Origin of the sequence: Streptomyces sp. NPDC050625 (genome assembly GCF_040654755.1) — a bacterium.
Classification (GTDB): domain Bacteria; phylum Actinomycetota; class Actinomycetes; order Streptomycetales; family Streptomycetaceae; genus Streptomyces.
Genome location: NZ_JBFAIQ010000048.1, coordinates 21,805 through 40,186 on the forward strand (window position 1 = coordinate 21,805; position 18,382 = coordinate 40,186).

The following is an 18,382-nucleotide window of genomic DNA, read 5'->3' on the forward strand; positions in this document are numbered from 1 at the left end:
CTACCTATCAGAGCCGGGACGACCGGCTGGTACGGGACATGCATCAGTCAGCAGGTTTCGAGCTCTCCGTGAACTATCCACAAGGTAAGGATCCGAAGCAGTGGCACAACACCGTTTCCAAGGACACGCCATTGTCGTGGGCGCCAGCATGGCCGGGTTGCTGGCAGCCCATGCCCTGGCCAAGCACCTCTCCCGAGTGACCTTGATCGAGCGCGATGCCCTGCCTGCCAGGGTCGGAACACAGCGGCGAGGCGTTCCTCAGGGCAGGCATGCTCACATCCTCACCGCAGCCGGTCTGCAGACCATGGAGAAACTGATACCGGGCCTGACGGACAGCCTGCAGGCCGACGGTGCCCTGACACCGGACGTGTTGGGCAATTGGCGCTACGTACTCGACGGCCACCGCGCCATGCAGACAACGCTGGGCGTCCCCGCCCTCGTGGCAGGCCGCGCCCTCACCGAGTCGCACGTACGTGACCGCACACGAGAACTCGGCAACGCTTCTTTCCTCGAGGGACATGAGGTGAACGAGCTGATCCTCGACGCCTCGACACACCGGATCACAGGGGTGCGCGCATCGCTCAGGGATGATCCAAGCAAGCAGAAGCTTCTGGAAGCAGACCTCGTCATCGATGCCACCGGCCGGGGGGCCCGAGGGCTGACGTGGTTGAAGAATGCCGGCCTCGCGCTTCCCGAGGAGGAGAAGACAACCATCCACATCGTCTATGCAACCCGGCACTTCCGACGCGGGAACAGCGAACTGGGCAACGATCAGGTGGCCCTGATCACCCCGACGTCAGAAATCCGCCGGGGTGGTGCGATCCTTGCCCAGGAGGGTGGGTCCTGGCTCGTCACCCTCTTCGGCTACCTGGGGGAAGAACCCCCCACGGACCTCGAGGGTTTCAAGGAATACGCCGGCACCCTTGTTGCCAAGGACATCGCAGAGATGCTCGCCGATGCTGAACCTCTCGATGAGGGCACATTGATCCGCTTCCCGGCAAGTCGCCGTCGGCACTATGAGCTCCTGGAAGACCATCCCGACGGTTACCTGGTGGTCGGCGATGCTTTGTGCAGCTTCAATCCCATCTACGGCCAAGGTATGACAGTCGCCGCTTTCGAGGCGGAAGCCCTCGACGCCTGCTTGCGTGATCGGCGCGGTGATCCACTCTTCGAGGGCCCTCGGCTGGCAGAGGAGTTCTACGGCCGGGTCACTCCCTTCCTCCATACCGCGTGGGCGACATCCACTGGCGGCGATCTCAAGTATCCAGAGGTCGACGGCGTGCGCACTCCCGAGCAAGAGCAGGCCAACGCGTTCATCCGCCAGGTTTATCAGGCCGCGTCTCGGGACGACGAAGTGAGCCGCCAGGTCGTCCGCCTCCTCAACTTCCTGGACCGTCCCGACGCACTACAGGATCCTGTCTTCGTCGAGCGCGTGCAGAAGTCGACGGTCTGAGGGGCTCGGGAGACCGAAATGCCAACGCCCCGATTCCGATGGGCCGTTGACCGCCACCACTAGCGAGGGGCCCCTGTTCCCGTCCCGTTGGGCCCTGGCGCAGGAGGAGTCGATGACACACAGGGACCCGTCGGGACTGGAACGAGGCCGGCGTCTGGCAGCGGCTGGCGACCCGGGTGACGAAAGAGACACTCACGCTGCGGGTCATTGCGGAACACTGCGCCGCACGCCAGCCGGTGGACCACCATCAGCTGGTCATATAACTATGCGTCTGGAAACGGGCCAATAGGCCTTCTGATAGTGGCGGGTGGACTCCTCTTTGGGACAGGGAGTGCGCTTCAGGGTCGCCGCCCGATCTGGTGCCCGTCGTTCTGACCGCCGGGCCCTGTTTGCTCGGGCTGGCGTATGTCATGTCGGGCCGACAACGCTTTGTGGTTGTCGCCGGGTGGGTGATGGAGGCCCTGCTGAGCCTGGACTTCGCCGCTGCGGTGGCTGATCGGCTCGGTGCACTCGGTGAACCAGGTGCCGACGGGGTGACCTGGGGCGACTGGGATCACTTCGTCGACTACACGGGCGAGTTGCCGCCCTGGGCACCGGATCTTCACGGCCGCCCTCTTGACCGTCTTCCTCTTGGCGATGCTGCCTACAGTTGGGGCGACGAAGATGGCGGACAACGCGGTGCCCGTACTCATTGGCGGAGCCGTGTTGCCGGCCGGAACGCCCACGCGCAAGGTGGCACAGCAGAATGTCGGCACGGCAGGGAGGCATATAGCGTAGCCGAAGCGTGGCAAAGACGTCGGGTGAAGGCGGGACCGACAACACATGGTTCGGCCCTCCAACGTGCCGACCAACACCGCGGTGACCATCGATCAGTTCCCGACCGACTACACGGCCCTGCCTCGGCCAACCGCACCTCCATCGCCGACACCCGAACCTCGGCGATCGACGACGACCTCTTCTACGCATTGGCGACCTGCGGCCGGCACCTGCCTGGTCCGCGGCGACGGCATAGGCATGGCCCGCCACCTTACGAACTCCGCGGTCATCACCGCCTACCTGAGGTGACAAGACCGTCTCGGCTCGTGACGGTGCTCGCTCCGCCGCATCGTGCCCGCCCCTTGCCGACCCCGAATCCGACCGCCGTTGTCGTGAACGTGCCTCAGGAAGCTATGAGATTCCTGAGGCCGCATCGCGAAGACGGTCCAGCAGAGCGTCCAGCCCAGCCAGATCGGCCTCCTCGAATGCGGCAAACGTGTTCCGCAGGTTGCGCGCGTGGCCGACTGCGGCTCGGTCGAGGACGTCGCGGCCGGCTTCGGTGATGGCTGCGTAGACGACTCGGCGGTCCGTGGGACAGGGGCGGCGTTCTACATACCCGGCCGACCGTATTCGGTCGATCAACCTGGTCAGGCCACTGGAGGTGAGCGCAATCTGGTCCGCCAGGGCGCTCATGGTCAGCTGTCCGTCCTGTGACCGGGCGAGGCGGATCATCACCTCGAACCATGCATGCGGCAGTCCGGACTCCTCCTCCATGGCCGCACCAAGCCGTCGCTCGAGCCTGCTGGTCGCCTCCAGCAGGCGGCCGAACGTAGTGATCAAGCGGTCGTCGCGTGCGCTCAAGGAAGCCATGGAGAGATTGTAAGCCGAAATAGTTGCGAAGTCAGAGACTGTTGCCTACCTTGGCAATATCTGTTTCAGCAACTATTTAGGATGTTACGATGCGTCTCGCGATCATCGGAGCCGGGAACGTAGGTTCCGCCCTGAGCAGGGCCGCCGTCGGCGCCGGGCATACCGTGTCGGTGTCAGCAACCAGCCGGGAGAAGGCCTCCGCGGTAGCCGCCGCAACCGGCGCGCGCGCCGCGGAGGACAACGTTGACGCCGTGGCCGAAGCGCAGGTCGTAGTCTTCGCCGTGCCCGGCAGTGTGGTGAACACCATCGCCCGGGAGCTGGCTCCGGCTCTGGCCGGCAAGGTCGTCATCGACGCGACCAACCCACTGAACGCCACCTTCACCGACCTCGACATCGAGGAGACGGCCGCGGCGCAAACCCTGCAGAGCCGCCTGCCGGGGGTGCCTGTCGTCAAGGCGCTCAACACCATCTTCGCCGGCCGCTTCGGTTCCCCTGTCATGGGCGGAGTCCGGCTCGACGCCTTCTACGCGGGCGACGACGCCGAGGCCAAGGAGACCGTTGCCGAGTTCCTCGCCTCTCTCGGCTTCCGTCCGGTCGATGCCGGCGCGCTGCGCATGGCCAGGTCGCTGGAGGAGATGGCCTTCCTCAACATCTCGCTCAACGCCGCCAACAACTGGTCCTGGCAGACCGGCTGGTCACTGCTCGGCCCGACCCAGTAAGGCAACGCGACCATGACGCTTGCCCCACAGAATCCCAACCTGATCACCAAGGACGTATCGTGAGCATATTCAGCCCGCCCGTAGTGGTGACCCGGGGCGACGCAAAGGACCCGCTGGTCGTGCTGTTGCACGGCCGCGGCTCGCGCGAGAGCGAGATCATCTCGCTCGCCGATGCGCTGCCGTCCGGGTTGTCCTACGCGGCGGTCCGCGCGCCCATCGCCGAACACGGCGGATTCGCCTGGTTCGCCAACCGCGGGATCGGCCGCCCGGTGCCCGCATCGCTGCGCGCCACCATGGACTGGTTCCGGGAGTGGCTCGACGAGGTCTCGCCCTCTGGTCGCCCGGTGCTGCTCGTCGGTTTCAGCGGTGGCGCCGCTTTCGCGGGGGGACTGTTGCTGGACGATCCGGCACGGTTCGCCGGCGCGGCGATCCTCTATGGGACGCTGCCCTTCGAGGCTGGGGTGCCCACCGATCCGGCGCGGCTGGCCGGTGTGCCGGTGTTCGTCGCGCACGGCACGCACGACCAGGTCATTCCGCGTGATCTGCTCGACAGGACCTGGCACTACCTGACCGTTGAGTCGGGCGCACCGGCGATAGCCCGACAGGACCCTGTGGGTCACGGCATCGCCTCCGACGCACTCGCTGCCCTGGCGGGATGGCTGGTCGAACGTGCCGACTTTCTGACCCGGCGCAGTCCGGCCGTCCCGGAACCGGCGCAGTGGGAGGGACTGCCCGATGGTCTCCCCTCCCGCACCGGATCGCGTCCGGAAGTCAGCACGACCATTCCCCAACAGCAACTCACCGACAACGCCCCGTCGGAGCTCCAGGAAAAGCTGTTCGCCCGGCTGAGCACCCTGCGCGATGTTCACAGCCGTCAGTCAGCCATCTCCGTTCCGGGCGCACGGGGATTCATGCTCGCCGCGCCACGATCCGGTCCTGCCGAGGCGTTCCTCGTGCCGCAGGCAGGCGAGTTCGCTCATCTGCACCCCGAGTTCGACGGTTCCCTGCACGTGGCGCTGCCCGTGCACCTGGCCGCCGAAGCGATACGGCACGGCTGGGCCGTGGCCCATCCGCTCGCCGGAGTCCGGCTCACGCCGGGAATGGTGCTGGTCTACGGGCCGCGCGACGACGCCGAAGTCGACGTGGTCAGTGCCATCGTGGCCACCAGCCACGCCTGGGCAACCGGGGAAGCCTCCCAAGCAGCGGGGTGAGTCCGCCGTACACACGGTGCACCCCACGCCGTAACCCCAGCGCGTTCCATCGCGCACCCGCACAGCCATCAACAAAGCAAGGAACCGTCATGGACCGTCGTTCCATACTCACGGGCGGAGCCGCCGCTTTCGGCGCACTCGCCATCACCGCGGTCACGAGCGGCAGCAGCTTGGCGGAAGCTGCCGAGTCGTATCCGGGGCTGTACCCGGATCCCGCCACCACTCCAGTACCGAACCCGCCCCTTCCGAAGAACCTGACCCGTGCCGAGCGGCGGCACCTGGAAACCTTCGACGAACTGGACTTCGAAGTCTTCTCCCACGCGGACTGGGCCCGCCTGGGTGAGAGCCACGCGCAGAACATTCGAGTCCACTGGCCGGACGGGCATCACACCGACGGAATCGACAAGCACATCGAGGACCTGAGCGCGCTGTTCGTCTGGGCGCCCGACACACGCATCCACTCCCACCCGCTGCGGATCGCCAAGAACGAACTGACCGCGGTGACCGGAGTGATGCAGGGCACCTTCACCCGCCCGAAGCCGGACGGGAACGGCGGCTTCATCCAGCCGACCGGCAAGAAGTACGCGATCAACATGGCCACCGTCGGCATCTGGAACCGGCGCGGCATCATGGACGAGGAGTTCCTGTTCTGGGACAACCAGACCTTCAACCAGCAGATCGGCATCGCCTGACAGCGCGGTCCGCAGTCGGCGGTGCGGCAACCACTCGTTGCGGCGCCGTCGGCTGATGGACCCGGAGGCATTGATATCTCAGATGTCTCAATGAGCCGGAATCGGATATTTGCAGAGTATGGGGTCCGCTCCCTACGCTGAAATGCATTCGAGAGCCCCGAACTCGAAGGGGGCATCCCGATGGAGCTCAGGCATCTTCGGTATTTCCTGGCCGTCGCCGAGACACGTCATTTCGGCAAGGCCGCGGATCGCCTGCACATGGCCCAGCCCCCGCTCTCCCAGGCGATCCGCCGACTGGAGTCAGAGCTGGGGGTGGACCTGTTCACCCGCACAACCCGGCAAGTCGCTCTGACCCCAGCCGGCGAAGTGTTTCGCACCGACGTGGAGCGAATCCTCAAGGCCGTCGACGAAGCGGCAGCGCGGGCGGCGCGCTTCGCCTCAGGGGTGGAAGGTGTGCTCCGTGTCGGTCTGACAGGGGCAGCCTCGTACCGGCAACTGCCCGCGCTCGCCCGGCTGCTCAAACGCGAAATGCCCCACGTGATGATGGAGGTGCATACCGAGATGCTCACACCCGCCCAGGAGCTGGGGCTGGTTGAGCGCCGCCTCGACGTGGGCATGCTGCGCCCACCCATCCGGCAGGAGGGCATCGCCCACCGCTCGCTCGCCAACGAACCTTTGGTCGTCGCCGTACCCGAGGAACACCGACTCACCGGGGCCGACACCGTCCGCGTCGAGCAACTGCGCCACGAGGACTTCATCATGTACGGCGCCACACTCGGCTCCGTCGTCAAGGACGCCGTGGTTCGCAGCTGTCTTGCCGCCGGGTTCTACCCGAACTGCGCGTACGAGATCACCGAAACCTCGGCGGCGCTGGCCCTGGTCGCCGCTGGGCTGGGCATCGCCGTACTGCCGGACTCCATCCGCTCAGCGCCCCGCGAGGGAGTGCTGTGCAAGGAGATCGAGGACGCGTTGACCGTGCCGTTGGTGCTGGCCTGGCGGGAGGACGACGACTCACCGCTGCTGAGGAATCTGCTGGGTGTTCTGGAGCGGAACGACGTATTTCTCGACGGACCTGAAGGAATGGCATGAAGATCGTCCGGGTGGAAGCGATTCCCTCTGCCATCCCTTATGCGAGACCGCTGCAATTTGCCAGCGGTGAGGTGCACACCGCCGACCACGTCCTGGTCCGAGTGCATACGGACGAGGGCCTGACGGGCATCGCCGAAGCGCCGCCCCGCCCGTACACGTCCGGGGAGACCCAAGGCTCGATCATCGCGGTGATCGACAAGATTTTCGCACCGCAACTCATCGGTCTGACGGCCCTGGAGCGGGAGCCTGTACACGCGCGGCTCGACCGGACCGTGAGCAATCCGACCGCGAAGGCCGCGATCGAGGCGGAGGCGGAACGAATCAGGGACACCTACGGCATCACGACCTTCAAGGTGAAGGTCGGCCGACAGCCGTACAGCGAGGATGCCACCGCCTGTCGGGCGCTGCGCGCGGCTCTCGGCGCCGACGTGGAGCTCTACATCAACGGCAACCGCGGTTGGACGGCCTCCGACTCGGCCCGAGCCCTGCGCGAGATGGCTGACGTCGGGCTGTCCTTCGCCGAGGAACTCTGCCCCGCCGACGACGTGCTGGGCCGCCGCTGGCTGGTGGCGCAGAGCCCGGTCCCCTTCATCGCCGACGAGAGTGCGACCCGGGCGGCCGAGGTCACCCGCGAACTGCTCGGTGGCTCCGCGACCGCTATCAGCATCAAGACCGCCCGCACCGGTTTCACCTCCTCGCAGCGTGCGCTGCACGAATGCGAGGGACTGGGCGCGGAGGTCGTGATGGGCAACCAGATCGACAGCTGGATCGGCACGTTGTGCTCGGTCGCCTTCGGCGCCGCGCATCGCTCAGCCTCGCGGCACGCCGGCGAGCTGTCCAATTTCCTCGATATGACCGACGACCTCCTCACCGAGCCGCTCACCATTGACGGCACTCTCCGCATACGCGAGGACGCCGGACTCGGCATCGACATCGACCCCGACAAGCTGGCGCGCTACCGCCTAGATAACTGACACACACCATCACAAACATATCCACAGTACTCATCCAAGGTACGGGACGACCATGACCGACACCACCATCGAGCAGGCCACCGCAGCCACATCAAGAGCCTTCGCCACCGAGCGGTTCCGCAACAGGCGGCAGAGGGAGATGGCCGACGTCGACACCAAGCGCGTCGACACCCTGGTCTCCGAACTCCTCGCTGCCTCCTACGACATCATCCGCCGTTACGACGTCACCTACGCCGACCAGGGCACCTTCAAGATCCACACCGTCGAGCCGACGCCGTATCGGATTCCGACCGACGGCTCCTGCGGCAGGCTGATCGCCGCGGCCGGCTGGCACGCGTGGCGCCCCGCCCACCTGCATCTGAAGGTCTCGGCCCCGGGCCACCAGCTCATCACCACCCAGCTGTACTTCAAGAGCGGCGAGCACGTCGCCGAAGACATCGCCTCCGCCGTGAAGCCCGAGCTAATCCTGGACCCCTTTCAGGTCGCGGACGGCAACAGCCGTGAGGTCACCTGCAACTTCGTCCTCGACAAGGTGTGATCAGCCGTGCTTTTCGCAGTACGTATGAACGTCGACATCCCGCACGACCTCGACTCCGGAATCCGCGGGGACCTGGTGGCCCGTGAGAAGGCCTACTGCCAGGAACTGCAGAGGACCGGCGAGTGGGTCCACATCTGGCGGTGCGTCGGACAGTACGCCAACATCAGCGTCTTCGACGTCGCCGACAACGAGACACTGCACCGCCTCCTGTGGAACCTGCCGCTCTTCCCCTACATGAGCGTCGAGGTCACGCCTCTGGCACAGCATCCCTCGGATCTGGCGGCCGCGTGATGGACAAGATGGTCGCCACGGCCGTGGAGGCGGTGGCCGATGTCGGCGACGGCGCGTCGCTCGCGGTGGGTGGCTTCGGGCTGAGCGGTGTGCCGAACGTACTGATCCAGGCTCTGTACGAGCGTGGTGTGTCCGGGCTGTCGGTCGTCTCGAACAACTGCGGGGCGATGGAGTCCGGCCTCGCGGTACTGCTCTCGGCGGACCGGATGGCCGGGTGACCGGCTCCTACATCGGCGCGAACAAGGAGTTCGCCCGCCAGTACCTGGCCGGGGAGCTGGAGGTGGAGATGATCCCGCAGGACACGCTGGCCGAGCGGTTGCGGGCCGGCGGGGCCGCGCTCGCCTCGCCGCCGAAGGAGGTACGGGAGTTCGACGGCAGCGAGTACTTGCTGGAGCGCGGCATCCTGACCGACTTTGCGCTGGTGGGGCCGCCAAGGGCGACCGGCACCGGAACCTGGTCTTCAACAAGTCCACCCGGAACTTCAACCCGCTGGCCTCGATGGCCGGGCGGGTGACGGTCGCCGAGGTCGAGGAACTCGTGGAACCGGGCGTGATCGACCCGGACGCGGTGCATCTGCCGGGGATCTTCGTGCAGCGGGTCGTGGCGCTCACCCCCGAGCAGGCCGCCGACAAGGGCATCGAGCAGCGCACGGTTTCCATGCCCCGGGCACGAGAGACGGAGAGCTGATCATGGCGTGGACACGGGAAGAGATGGCCGTGCGGGCCGCTCGCGAGCTGCGGGACGGCCAGTACGTCAACCTCGGCATCGGTCTGCCGACCCTGATCCCGAACTATCTGCCCAAGGGCGTGGAGGTGATCCTGGAGTCCGAGAACGGCATCCTGGGCACCGGCCCCTACCCCACCGAGGACCAGGTCGACCCCGACCTGATCAACGACGGCAAGGAGACCGTGACGGTTCTGCCCGGCGCCTCCTTCTTCGACTCGGCGCTGTCGTTCTCGATGATCCGCGGCGGGCACATCGACGTCGCCGTGCTCGGCGCCATGCAGGTGTCCCAGAGCGGTGACCTGGCGAAATGGGCCATCACCGGCAAGCTGATCACCGGCATCGGCGGGGCGATGGACCCGGTGCACGGCGCCCGCACGGTCATCGTCGTGATGACGCACACCGCCAAGGACGGCTCGGCGAAGATCCTCACCGAGTGCGCGCCGCCGCTCACGGGCAAGGCGTGCGTGAACCGGATCACCACCGACCTCGGCGTCCTGGACGTCACCGAGGACGGGCTGCTGCTCGTGGAGACGGCACCCGGGGTCTCCATCGACGAGATCACTGCCCGGACAGCGGCCAAGGTCCGCGTTCGCGAAGGGATCCCGTCATGAAGCACGTCTACATCGTCGATGCCGTACGCACACCGTTCGGCAAGTACGGCGGTTCACTCGCAGGGGTCCGCCCGGACGACCTGGCCGCCCACGCAATCCGCGAACTGGTCGGCCGTACGTTCGAGTTGAGCCCGTCCCGGATCGAGGACGTCTACTTCGGCAACGCCAACGGGGCGGGCGAGGAGAACCGCAACGTCGGCCGGATGGCCGCCCTCCTCGCCGGACTGCCCACCTCGGTGCCGGGCGTGACGGTCAACCGGCTGTGCGCCTCCGGTCTCGAAGCGGTGATCCAGGCAGCCCGCGCCATCGCCGCCGGGGACGCCTCCATCGCCGTGGCCGGCGGTGTGGAGTCGATGACGCGGGCGCCGTACGTGCTGCCCAAGTCCGACCGGCCGTTCCCGGCCGGGCACACCGAGCTGTTCTCCACCACCCTGGGCTGGCGCATGGTCAACCCGGCGATGGAGCCGCAGTGGACCATCCCGCTCGGCGAGTCGGCCGAGCTGATCGCGGACAAGCACAAGATCAGCCAGGAGCAGCAGGACGAGTACGCGCTGGCCTCGCACCTCAAGGCCGCGAAGGCCCAGCAAGCGGGTCTGTTCTACGCCGAGCCGGTGCCCGTGCCGATCCCGCAGGGCAAGGGCGACCCGGTCGTCTTCGCGGCCGACGAATGCGTACGGCCGGACGCCTCCCTGGCCGCCATGGCGAAGCTCAAGCCGTCGTTCCGCAAGGAGAACGGCACGGTCACCGCGGGCAACACCTCGCCGCTCAACGACGGGGCCGCCGCGCTGCTGCTGACCGACGAGGAGGGCCTGAGGGCCACCGGCCGCGAGCCACTCGCGCGGATCTCCGCCACTGGGGTCAACGCGCTCGACCCGCACTACTTCGGGCTCGCGCCCCTCGAGGCGGTGACGCGTGCGCTGGCCAAGGCGGGCAGGAGGTTCGGTGACCTGGACTTCCTCGAACTCAACGAAGCGTTCGCCGCCCAGCTTCTGGGGTGTGTCGCCGAATGGCCCGAGTTCGACCCGGTGATCGTCAATCCGCAGGGCGGTGCCATCGCTCTCGGCCATCCGCTCGGCGCCTCCGGTGCACGGCTCGCCGGCACGGTCGCCCACCAACTCGCCCGCAAGGGCGGCGGGGTCGGCGTCGCCACACTGTGCATCGGCGTCGGGCAAGGACTCGCTCTCGTCCTCGAACGCTGACCACGTCCATAGGAGACACCGTGTCCACATCCCGTCTGCTGCATCACCACGTAGTCGGTCCAGCCGACGCACTACCGTTGGTCCTCGGCCCGTCCCTGGGCACGTCCAAGGCGCTCTGGGAACCGCAGCTGCCCTCCTTGACCCGCCAGTTCCGGGTACTGCGCTTCGACCTGCCTGGACACGGCGGTTCCAGCACCGCTCTCCTCAGCCATCCCGAGCCCGGTGGCACGACGGTCGCGGATCTGGCATCCCTGGTTCTCGACCTCGTCGACCACCATGCCTGGGACCGCTTTCACTACGCGGGGATTTCACTGGGCGGTGCCATCGGGGCCCACCTCGCTGCCTACCACCCCGAGCGTGTCACGTCGCTGGCCCTTGTCTGCTCCTCCGCGCACTTCGGAGCGGCGGAACCATGGCACGAACGAGCGCAAACCGTACGGCTCAAGGGCACCGCTCCCCTTGTGGTGACCAGCCCGAATCGCTGGTTCGCCAGCACGGCCTTCGTCAACTCCCCCTTCGGCCGCAGGCTGATCGGCAATCTGGCCGACGCCGACCCTGTGGGCTACGCGGCCTGCTGCGATGCCCTCGCTTCGTACGACCTGCGTCCCGTGTTGGCCAGGATCACCGCGCCCACCCTGGTCGTCGGGGGCTCCCACGACGTGGCAACCCCGGTGGAGCACGCCCTGGAGCTCACGGCGGGTATCCCGCACGCCTCTCTGAAGGTCATCGGCTGCGGGCACCTCGCCGTCGAGCAGCCCCGGGCCCTGCGGACCGCCCTCACCGCCCATCTGACAGCGTCCCATTCCGCAGATGGGAAACGGCTGGTTCCCATGCCCGACCGCGACGCCTGACTCCACGGCTCGTAGGACCGAATCGCTCACCGTCAGAGACGCATCCGATCCGGTGGCGCGCATTGGCCCGACAACCAGCGCTTACTGGGCGGGAGGCTGCCGAAGCCCACCATGTCTGTACTGCAACCATCGGTGGCAGCAGATCCTGTCTCCAGGGCCGAGTAACGATGAACAGCACTGTGCTTGTGGGGAGGGGATGAAGGGAGCAGTCTGGGGGAAACGCCGTGGAGGAGCGGCCGGAACCGCGGGGGACTTCCGTGGCAGGGCCAGAGAGGTGCCCATGGAGACAGACCCCGCAAGCGCCAGCGACCGTGGCTGCACCGATTCGTCGCCGGACCGGACAGCCTCCGCCGCCCTGGATGAGCACGGTCGGGTGACCGCTTGGAGTTCCGGCGCCGGTCGGCTGCTCGGCTACCAGCCGGTCGAAGTGATCGGCCGGGCGGCGGCAACGCTGCTCGCGGAACCGTTTCCCGCTGCCGCCAAGGACTCCTGTGCGGCTCAGGAAGGGTGGCACGGACCTGTCGCGGTACGACACCGGGACGGCCACCGTGTGGAACTGACGGTGGAGGCACATCCCTTGCTGGACGCGGTCGGCGTCACCCAATGGTTCCTCACGGTCACCGGATCCGGCCGGGCAGATCCGGAAGAATCGGGAGGAACGGTCGGCGGGCCGGCAACCGCGACGCTCAAACAGTGGGCTTTGGACCAGATCCCCCTTCCGATGGCGCTCTTCGACCGACAAGCTCTGGCGATCTCCTGCAACTCGGCCATGGAGCGCACGATGGGCCGGCCCGAGGAAGACCTTCTCGGCCTGCGCGTCGGAGAGTCCGGACCCGGGCGGCTCATGAAGGGCATGGGAGATGTGGACAGCATCGTGGAGCGGGTGCTGCTCGGCGGGCAGACGGTGCGGTACGAGGTGCACCTGCGGGCCCCCGCTGAAATCCGGGCCCACGCGTGGCTGCTGTCCTTCTATCCCGTGCGGGACGGCACCGGCCAGGTGCATGCCATGTCCATGGCGGCGATGGACACCACGGAGCAGTCCCGCTCCCGTCAGCGGCTGAGCCTGCTGAACGAGGCCGGACTGCGCATCGGCACCACGCTCGACCTGACTCACACCGCTGACGAACTGGCAGAACTCTTCACGGTCCACTTCGCCGACTTCGTCGCAGTGGACCTGCTGGAAAGCGTGCTGGAGGGGCAGGACACAGACACGGCCCCGCCGGGCGACACCCCGGTCTTCCGCCGTGCGGCTCAATGCTCCGTGCTCGCCGGCTGCCCCGAGGCGGTGGTCCCGCTCGGAGCGACACATACCTACACCGCGGACTCGCCCCCGGGCCGCGCCCTGGCCTCGGGCCGGGCCTCGCGGCACCAGATCGACGCCCACATTCTGCACTCGTGGGCCGCCGGATCCCCCGAACGGGCTCGCCGCATCAAGGCCCAGGAGATCCACTCGATGATGGTCGTGCCCCTGCGGGCCCGCGGCGTACTTCTTGGTCTGGCGATACTCGCCCGTCACCGCACGGTGGATCCCTTCAGCGAGGACGACCTGGTTCTGGCGGAGGAGCTGACGGCCCGGGCTGCGCTCAGCGTCGACAATGCCCGCCGCTACACCCGTGAACGTGCGGTGGCGCTCGCCCTGCAACGCAGCCTCCTCCCCCAACACGCCCCCCGGCAGGCCGCCGTGGAGGTCGCGTCCCGATACCTTCCCGCGCACTCCCGCGCGGGGATCGGTGGCGACTGGTTCGATGTCATCCCGCTGTCCGGGGCCAGGGTGGCCCTCGTCGTGGGTGACGTAGTGGGCCACGGCATCCGCGCGTCGGCCACCATGGGCCGCCTGCGCACAGCGGTACGCACCCTCGCCGACGTGGACCTGCCCCCGGACGAGCTGCTCACCCAGCTAGACGACATCGTGCTGCGCCTGGACCGCGAGAATTCGGCGGGAGACGGCCCCGAACAGAGCGAGGAGATCGCCGGCGAGGTGGGAGCGACCTGCCTGTACGCCGTCTACGACCCCATCTCCCGATGCTGTTCCATCGCCAGGGCCGGCCATCCTCCACCTGCCCTGGCGACGCCGGACGGCGGCGTCAACCTGCTCGACGTCCCGGCCGGGCCCCCGCTGGGTGTGGGTGGCCTGCCCTTCGAAGTCGCGGAATTCGAGCTTCCCGAAGGCAGCACCCTCGCCCTCTACACCGACGGTCTTCTGGAAGCAGCCGACCGTGCCCCGGACGACGGTTATGGCCGGCTCCGGGCCGCCCTGGCAGGTCCCGGCCGGACGCTGGAGGACATGTGCGAGGCGGCGGTGCGCCGACTGCTGCCCGACCGCCGCTCCGATGACGCGGCGCTTCTCCTGGCTCGCACGCGAGCCTTGAGCCCCGACCAGGTCGCCGCTTGGGACCTGCCATCCGACCCCGCGATCGTCGCCCGCGCCCGCGAACTGGCCTGCGCGCAGGTAACCGCCTGGGACATGGGGGACGCTGCCTTCACCACCGAACTCGTGGTCAGCGAACTCATCACCAACGCGATTCGCTACGGCACCCCTCCCGTGCAACTCCGACTCATCCGGGACACCTCCCTCATCTGCGAGGTCTCCGACGGCAGCAACACCGCCCCTCACCTGCGGCGCGCCCGCGTCTTCGACGAGGGAGGCCGTGGCCTGCTCATCGTTGCCCAGCTCACCGAGCGATGGGGGACCCGTCACACCGGCACCGGCAAGACGATCTGGACCGAGCAACCCCTGCCGCTCTGCCGGCAGCCTGCTCGGTAGGACCCCACGCATGCCGAGAGGGTCGGCACGGAACGTGGAAATCCGGTCGCTCGTGTCACGACTCATTCCATCGACGCAGCTTGTCGGGGTTCAGAACGAGCCATGCGTTGATCACGTAGTCGTCGTGCACGTCCACACTGATGACGGCGACCACACGGCCGGCGGAGCGCACTACTAGGCCAGGCTGCCCATTGATGCCCTGTTCGGTGACGGTAATGCCAGGAGTCGGTGTCAGAAACGTCCCCAGGCACCAAGTCACATTCCCCGCACCGCTGACAGGCAGATCAGGAACCCTGATCTTGCCGCCCCCGTCGAAGACGACCGAAACATCGGGAGCCAGCAGGCTTGTCATCAACCGCAAGTCGCCGGTTTCACAGGCGATCTGAAGCTCTCGGACAACTGCAGCACGTCGCTCCGCCGTCACATGCCCGGCATTGAAACTTCGCAAGGACTGCCGCGCCATCTCTGCGATCAACTCGGAGGGCAGCGGATCCCGTGCCGGATGGGTGGCCGCACAGTGGAGTTGGCCGATTGGGGCCTCGGCCATGAAGGATGCGCGCTCCTGTGGGGTGAGGGATTTCGCAGCCTCTTCCAGCGCCTGCAATGCGGCTTCCCCGGGAACCACATCGATGTCCTGTCCCTGCGTTGACTGGTTGAGGGGATCGATTCGCCCGCCGCCGCCCAGCGCGTCATCCAGAAAAGTACCGTCCAAAAGTCCCGCACGGGATTGACACAAGGACACAAGCCTTTTTTGGAGCCACACCCGAGGCGACCAAATATCCCAGCCCCTCGCTGCGTACCAGACTGCATAGGTCTCCTGCACCGCATCATCCGCAGCCGACCGGGATCCAAGGAGTCCGTAAGCTACATCGAGAAGATATCGCCGCTCCTCAAGCAGGACGGGAAGGGGCTCGATATCTTGCCAGCTACCCACTTTTCCGTGACCTCCTTGACTGCATTTATCCCTGGAATCCGAGTAGCATGGCATTCGCATGTAAGACCAGTGAAATGCATACACTCCGAATGAGGGCCGCCTCCGCATCGTCAAGCGGGGGCCTCTGCATGAGTAGACGAAGCAGGGGCGTCCGATGTGAGGCGAGCGGCATCCCTCTGCCCGAGAGGAGACGACGTTCCAGGTCCCAGGCGCTCAGCGAAGGACCTCAGCGAGCGTACATAGTCGGGCAATAGGGACCTTAATCACGGCCACCATGTGCCAGAGATCACATCTCCCCGCGGGAACCAGTGCCCGCTCACCCCGAGACATCTCGGCCGCGGCTATCAGAGAACCGGACTTCGTACCCGAATTACCCTGTTTGAGGCATCTCAAGTTCCATCCAGATGGTTTTTCCCCACCCCGCCGGCGTACTGCCCCACGCGGCAGCAAGGGCGTCAACAATCAGGAGACCTCTCCCGGACTCAGCCTCTGCGTTCATAGCGTCGTCGGACACTATGACCCTGGGAACGGGTGGCTGAGGACTGTTGTCCTGTACTTCAACGCGGATCCCACGGCCGTGTCGGCGTAGCCGAATGTCAACGTCACTTTGCGCGTGAACGAGCCCATTGGTCACAGCCTCTGAGAGAACGATCTGCATATCGTCCAGCAGTGGTTCAAGCTTCCAACGCGCAAGCAGCCCTTCAAGCTCGTGCCGTACGGAGGCCACGGCCTTCAGGTCCTGGCGCTGGACCGACAGCCGAGCGACGTCTTGCTCCTCGTCGGAGCGGCGCCCGTCGTACCTCATGAGCAACAGCGCCACATCATCGTCGAGCGTCGCACCCGTCAGGCGATCGTTGAGCAACTGGTCGGCGATCATGTCGAGATTCTGTCGGTCACCACCGGCCAGCATGGCTGCGATTCGCGCCACTGCCTCGTCGGGATCCAGGGTCCGCGTGTCAAGAAGTCCGTCGGTGAAGAGGGCCGTGACACAGCCCGTGAGGAGCGTGAATGTCCTCTGTTCGTAGCGGTGCGTTCGTCCCAGGCCCAGCGGGGGGCCGACCGGCACGGCAACTTCCTTCAATTGACCCGGCGCAGGGCTGATCAGTGGCAGCGGGTGTCCGGCCGTAGCCACCTTGGCGACACCTGTGACTGGATCGAACCAGAGACAGCAGCAGGTGGCGTAGCGGGCCGCGCCGAGCAGTTGCAGGAGTGCATCGATGCGCTCGAGGACAGCCGCCGGCTCATGGCCTTCCGTCGCGTAGGCGAGGACCGCACTTCGGAGATGGCCCATCATGGTGGCCGCCTGCACGTTGTGGCCTTCCACATCGCCGATGACCAGACCGATGCCACCGTCGGGCAACGGGATCGCGTCGTACCAGTCCCCGCCGACCGATGCGCCTTCGGTGGTGGGTACGTAGCGAGACGTCACTGCTGCCTCCGGCCGGAGAGGCAGAATGCGGGGCAGCAGGTCTTGCTGGATGCTGCGAGCGACGACGCGCTCGACCTCGTGTGCGTACACCCGCTCCAGGGTTTGGCCGATCTGCCCGAGCATGAGGGCGGCCAGGGCGATCTCCTCATCTGCCGGAAGGTGATACCCAGAAGGAGGAAACTTCATGACGCAGCAGCCGATGGGCCGACCGCTCGCGATGAGCGGGATGTACGCCTTTCGTCCTTGGTCTGAATGCGGGGTAGCGCGGCCGACACCTGTTCCGTCGGGCCCTTCGGCCAGTTCGTGCAGTCCTGCTTCGACTCGTGTGATGGATTCGGTCTCGGGCGTGGAGTGCGCGAGAGGCATGCCTTCGACACGGTCCACTTCGTCACGGGAGAACCGAACGGAGCCGACGACGCTGAGGCGCTCTTCCCGGATCCGGCAAAGCATCAGCGCTTCGGCGCCGAGAGGCTCCATGACGTAGGTCTGTGCGGTGGCCAGAACGTCCCGCACCTCAACGGCGCCGGCAAGACGCGTCGACAAACGCTTGAGCTGGAAGAGGAACGTGGTCCCGGAGACGACTGTGTCCTCGTCCTGGGATGGAGGTGCCTGATCTATTGTGTGCGTGATGGTCGGCCGAATGAACTTCGGAATGGGAGGCGCGTCTATCGAGTGCCCCGCCTCGGCCAGCTCCAGGAGCTGCTCCGCCAGTTTCCGGGCGATTCTCTGGACCGTTTGCACATCGCTTGGGTCAAGGGACTTATCCGTTGTGCGGCTACGTGACCAGCGCACATTCAGGCATCCAAAGGTCCGCCCACCCGCACTGAGCGGCACAGAGGCCACCACCATGGGAAATGGGGCGTGCAAGAACAATGCGGGTATCTGACGAATCAGGCTGCGGTGTTCATCGGAATGAGCGACAACCATCTCCCCGGTTCGGTAGGCCCGGACCGTCGGCTGCCGCAGATCCGCAAGCTTCATCTCGGTCGGCAGGGTGAAACTGCAGGGAGTATCCAGTGCCATGGCCACCCCCAAGGCGGTATGGTCCGCCGACGGGAAGTAGGCAGCGTAGGTCATACCATCCAGCCGCTGCTTGAGCTCGAGCAGCGCGGAGGCAAGTACTGCGTCTCGAGGCGATCTTGCCGCCGACGGCCTGCCGGCAGCAACGGCCTCATACTCCCTAGTGTCCTGCGCCAGTAGTTGATCGTTAGAAGTTGCGTGACTTCTGCTGCTGGTGCGTCAGTTCCCCGTCGGGGCCCGAAGCTGGAACCGTTG

The 18,382-nt window shown here is 66.6% G+C and carries 15 protein-coding genes and 1 pseudogene; 13 read left to right on the forward strand and 3 right to left on the reverse strand.

What is annotated here, in order from left to right; translation table 11 throughout:
* Window positions 1-136 precede the first annotated feature (136 nt).
* Window positions 137-1,453 (forward strand): FAD-dependent monooxygenase, encoded by a 1,317-nt coding sequence (locus AB0I54_RS44475; RefSeq protein WP_363302079.1) that lies wholly within the window; start codon window positions 137-139, stop codon window positions 1,451-1,453.
* 1,167 nt (window positions 1,454-2,620) lie between these two features.
* Here the strand turns inward: AB0I54_RS44475 and AB0I54_RS44480 are convergent.
* Window positions 2,621-3,079 (reverse strand): MarR family transcriptional regulator, encoded by a 459-nt coding sequence (locus AB0I54_RS44480; protein ID WP_363302080.1) that lies wholly within the window; start codon window positions 3,077-3,079, stop codon window positions 2,621-2,623.
* Between the two features lie 89 nt (window positions 3,080-3,168).
* On the opposite strand from AB0I54_RS44480, the gene AB0I54_RS44485 reads away from it, so the two are divergent.
* From AB0I54_RS44485 to AB0I54_RS44540, 12 genes and pseudogenes are all read left to right on the forward strand, one after another.
* Window positions 3,169-3,798, forward strand: coding sequence for an NADPH-dependent F420 reductase (locus AB0I54_RS44485; protein WP_363302081.1), 630 nt, complete (start codon window positions 3,169-3,171; stop codon window positions 3,796-3,798).
* An 86-nt stretch (window positions 3,799-3,884) separates the two neighbouring features.
* On the forward strand, window positions 3,885-5,009 hold the full coding sequence (locus AB0I54_RS44490; protein WP_363302093.1) for a hypothetical protein: 1,125 nt from the start codon (window positions 3,885-3,887) through the stop codon (window positions 5,007-5,009).
* Between the two features lie 89 nt (window positions 5,010-5,098).
* The gene (locus AB0I54_RS44495; RefSeq protein ID WP_363302082.1) at window positions 5,099-5,701 is read left to right on the forward strand and encodes an ester cyclase; all 603 of its coding nucleotides are present in this window, start codon (window positions 5,099-5,101) and stop codon (window positions 5,699-5,701) included.
* A 180-nt stretch (window positions 5,702-5,881) separates the two neighbouring features.
* Complete coding sequence (locus AB0I54_RS44500) at window positions 5,882-6,790, forward strand: LysR substrate-binding domain-containing protein (protein WP_363302083.1); 909 nt, start codon at window positions 5,882-5,884, stop codon at window positions 6,788-6,790.
* The gene (locus AB0I54_RS44505; protein WP_363302084.1) at window positions 6,787-7,764 is read left to right on the forward strand and encodes an enolase C-terminal domain-like protein; all 978 of its coding nucleotides are present in this window, start codon (window positions 6,787-6,789) and stop codon (window positions 7,762-7,764) included. The genes AB0I54_RS44500 and AB0I54_RS44505 overlap by 4 nt, the downstream gene beginning before the upstream one ends.
* Before the next feature lie 52 nt (window positions 7,765-7,816).
* Entirely contained in the window at window positions 7,817-8,302 is a 486-nt protein-coding gene (locus tag AB0I54_RS44510) for a hypothetical protein (RefSeq protein ID WP_363302085.1), read from the forward strand.
* 6 nt (window positions 8,303-8,308) lie between these two features.
* Window positions 8,309-8,593 carry a muconolactone Delta-isomerase gene (gene catC, locus AB0I54_RS44515; RefSeq protein ID WP_363302086.1) on the forward strand — a complete coding sequence of 95 codons (285 nt, stop codon included), beginning with the start codon at window positions 8,309-8,311 and terminating at the stop codon, window positions 8,591-8,593.
* Window positions 8,593-9,280, forward strand: a pseudogene (locus tag AB0I54_RS44520) (CoA transferase subunit A). The gene catC and the pseudogene AB0I54_RS44520 overlap by 1 nt, the downstream one beginning before the upstream one ends.
* Window positions 9,281-9,282: 2 nt before the next feature.
* Window positions 9,283-9,930, forward strand: a complete 648-nt coding sequence (locus tag AB0I54_RS44525; RefSeq protein ID WP_363302087.1) for a 3-oxoacid CoA-transferase subunit B — start codon at window positions 9,283-9,285, stop codon at window positions 9,928-9,930.
* Window positions 9,927-11,129, forward strand: coding sequence for a thiolase family protein (locus tag AB0I54_RS44530; protein WP_363302088.1), 1,203 nt, complete (start codon window positions 9,927-9,929; stop codon window positions 11,127-11,129). Before AB0I54_RS44525 ends, AB0I54_RS44530 begins: the two co-directional genes overlap by 4 nt.
* A 20-nt stretch (window positions 11,130-11,149) precedes the next feature.
* Window positions 11,150-11,980 carry an alpha/beta fold hydrolase gene (locus AB0I54_RS44535; RefSeq protein ID WP_363302089.1) on the forward strand — a complete coding sequence of 277 codons (831 nt, stop codon included), beginning with the start codon at window positions 11,150-11,152 and terminating at the stop codon, window positions 11,978-11,980.
* Between the two features lie 280 nt (window positions 11,981-12,260).
* Window positions 12,261-14,744 (forward strand): SpoIIE family protein phosphatase, encoded by a 2,484-nt coding sequence (locus AB0I54_RS44540; RefSeq protein WP_363302090.1) that lies wholly within the window; start codon window positions 12,261-12,263, stop codon window positions 14,742-14,744.
* A 55-nt stretch (window positions 14,745-14,799) separates the two neighbouring features.
* Here AB0I54_RS44540 and AB0I54_RS44545 read toward each other — a convergent pair whose 3' ends face one another.
* Together AB0I54_RS44545 and AB0I54_RS44550 are read right to left on the reverse strand one after the other, a co-directional pair.
* Window positions 14,800-15,678, reverse strand: coding sequence for a hypothetical protein (locus tag AB0I54_RS44545; protein WP_363302091.1), 879 nt, complete (start codon window positions 15,676-15,678; stop codon window positions 14,800-14,802).
* 370 nt (window positions 15,679-16,048) lie between these two features.
* Complete coding sequence (locus tag AB0I54_RS44550; protein WP_363302094.1) at window positions 16,049-18,304, reverse strand: SpoIIE family protein phosphatase; 2,256 nt, start codon at window positions 18,302-18,304, stop codon at window positions 16,049-16,051.
* Window positions 18,305-18,382 lie beyond the last annotated feature (78 nt).

Bases quoted from the DNA above. Each gene is read 5' to 3' on its own strand.
- AB0I54_RS44480 (WP_363302080.1), bottom strand. From the start codon at position 3,079: ATGGCTTCCTTGAGCGCACGCGACGACCGCTTGATCACTACGTTCGGC.
- AB0I54_RS44485 (WP_363302081.1), top strand. From the start codon at position 3,169: ATGCGTCTCGCGATCATCGGAGCCGGGAACGTAGGTTCCGCCCTGAGC.
- AB0I54_RS44495 (WP_363302082.1), top strand. From the start codon at position 5,099: ATGGACCGTCGTTCCATACTCACGGGCGGAGCCGCCGCTTTCGGCGCA.
- AB0I54_RS44500 (WP_363302083.1), top strand. From the start codon at position 5,882: ATGGAGCTCAGGCATCTTCGGTATTTCCTGGCCGTCGCCGAGACACGT.
- AB0I54_RS44505 (WP_363302084.1), top strand. From the start codon at position 6,787: ATGAAGATCGTCCGGGTGGAAGCGATTCCCTCTGCCATCCCTTATGCG.
- AB0I54_RS44510 (WP_363302085.1), top strand. From the start codon at position 7,817: ATGACCGACACCACCATCGAGCAGGCCACCGCAGCCACATCAAGAGCC.
- AB0I54_RS44525 (WP_363302087.1), top strand. From the start codon at position 9,283: ATGGCGTGGACACGGGAAGAGATGGCCGTGCGGGCCGCTCGCGAGCTG.
- AB0I54_RS44530 (WP_363302088.1), top strand. From the start codon at position 9,927: ATGAAGCACGTCTACATCGTCGATGCCGTACGCACACCGTTCGGCAAG.
- AB0I54_RS44540 (WP_363302090.1), top strand. From the start codon at position 12,261: ATGGAGACAGACCCCGCAAGCGCCAGCGACCGTGGCTGCACCGATTCG.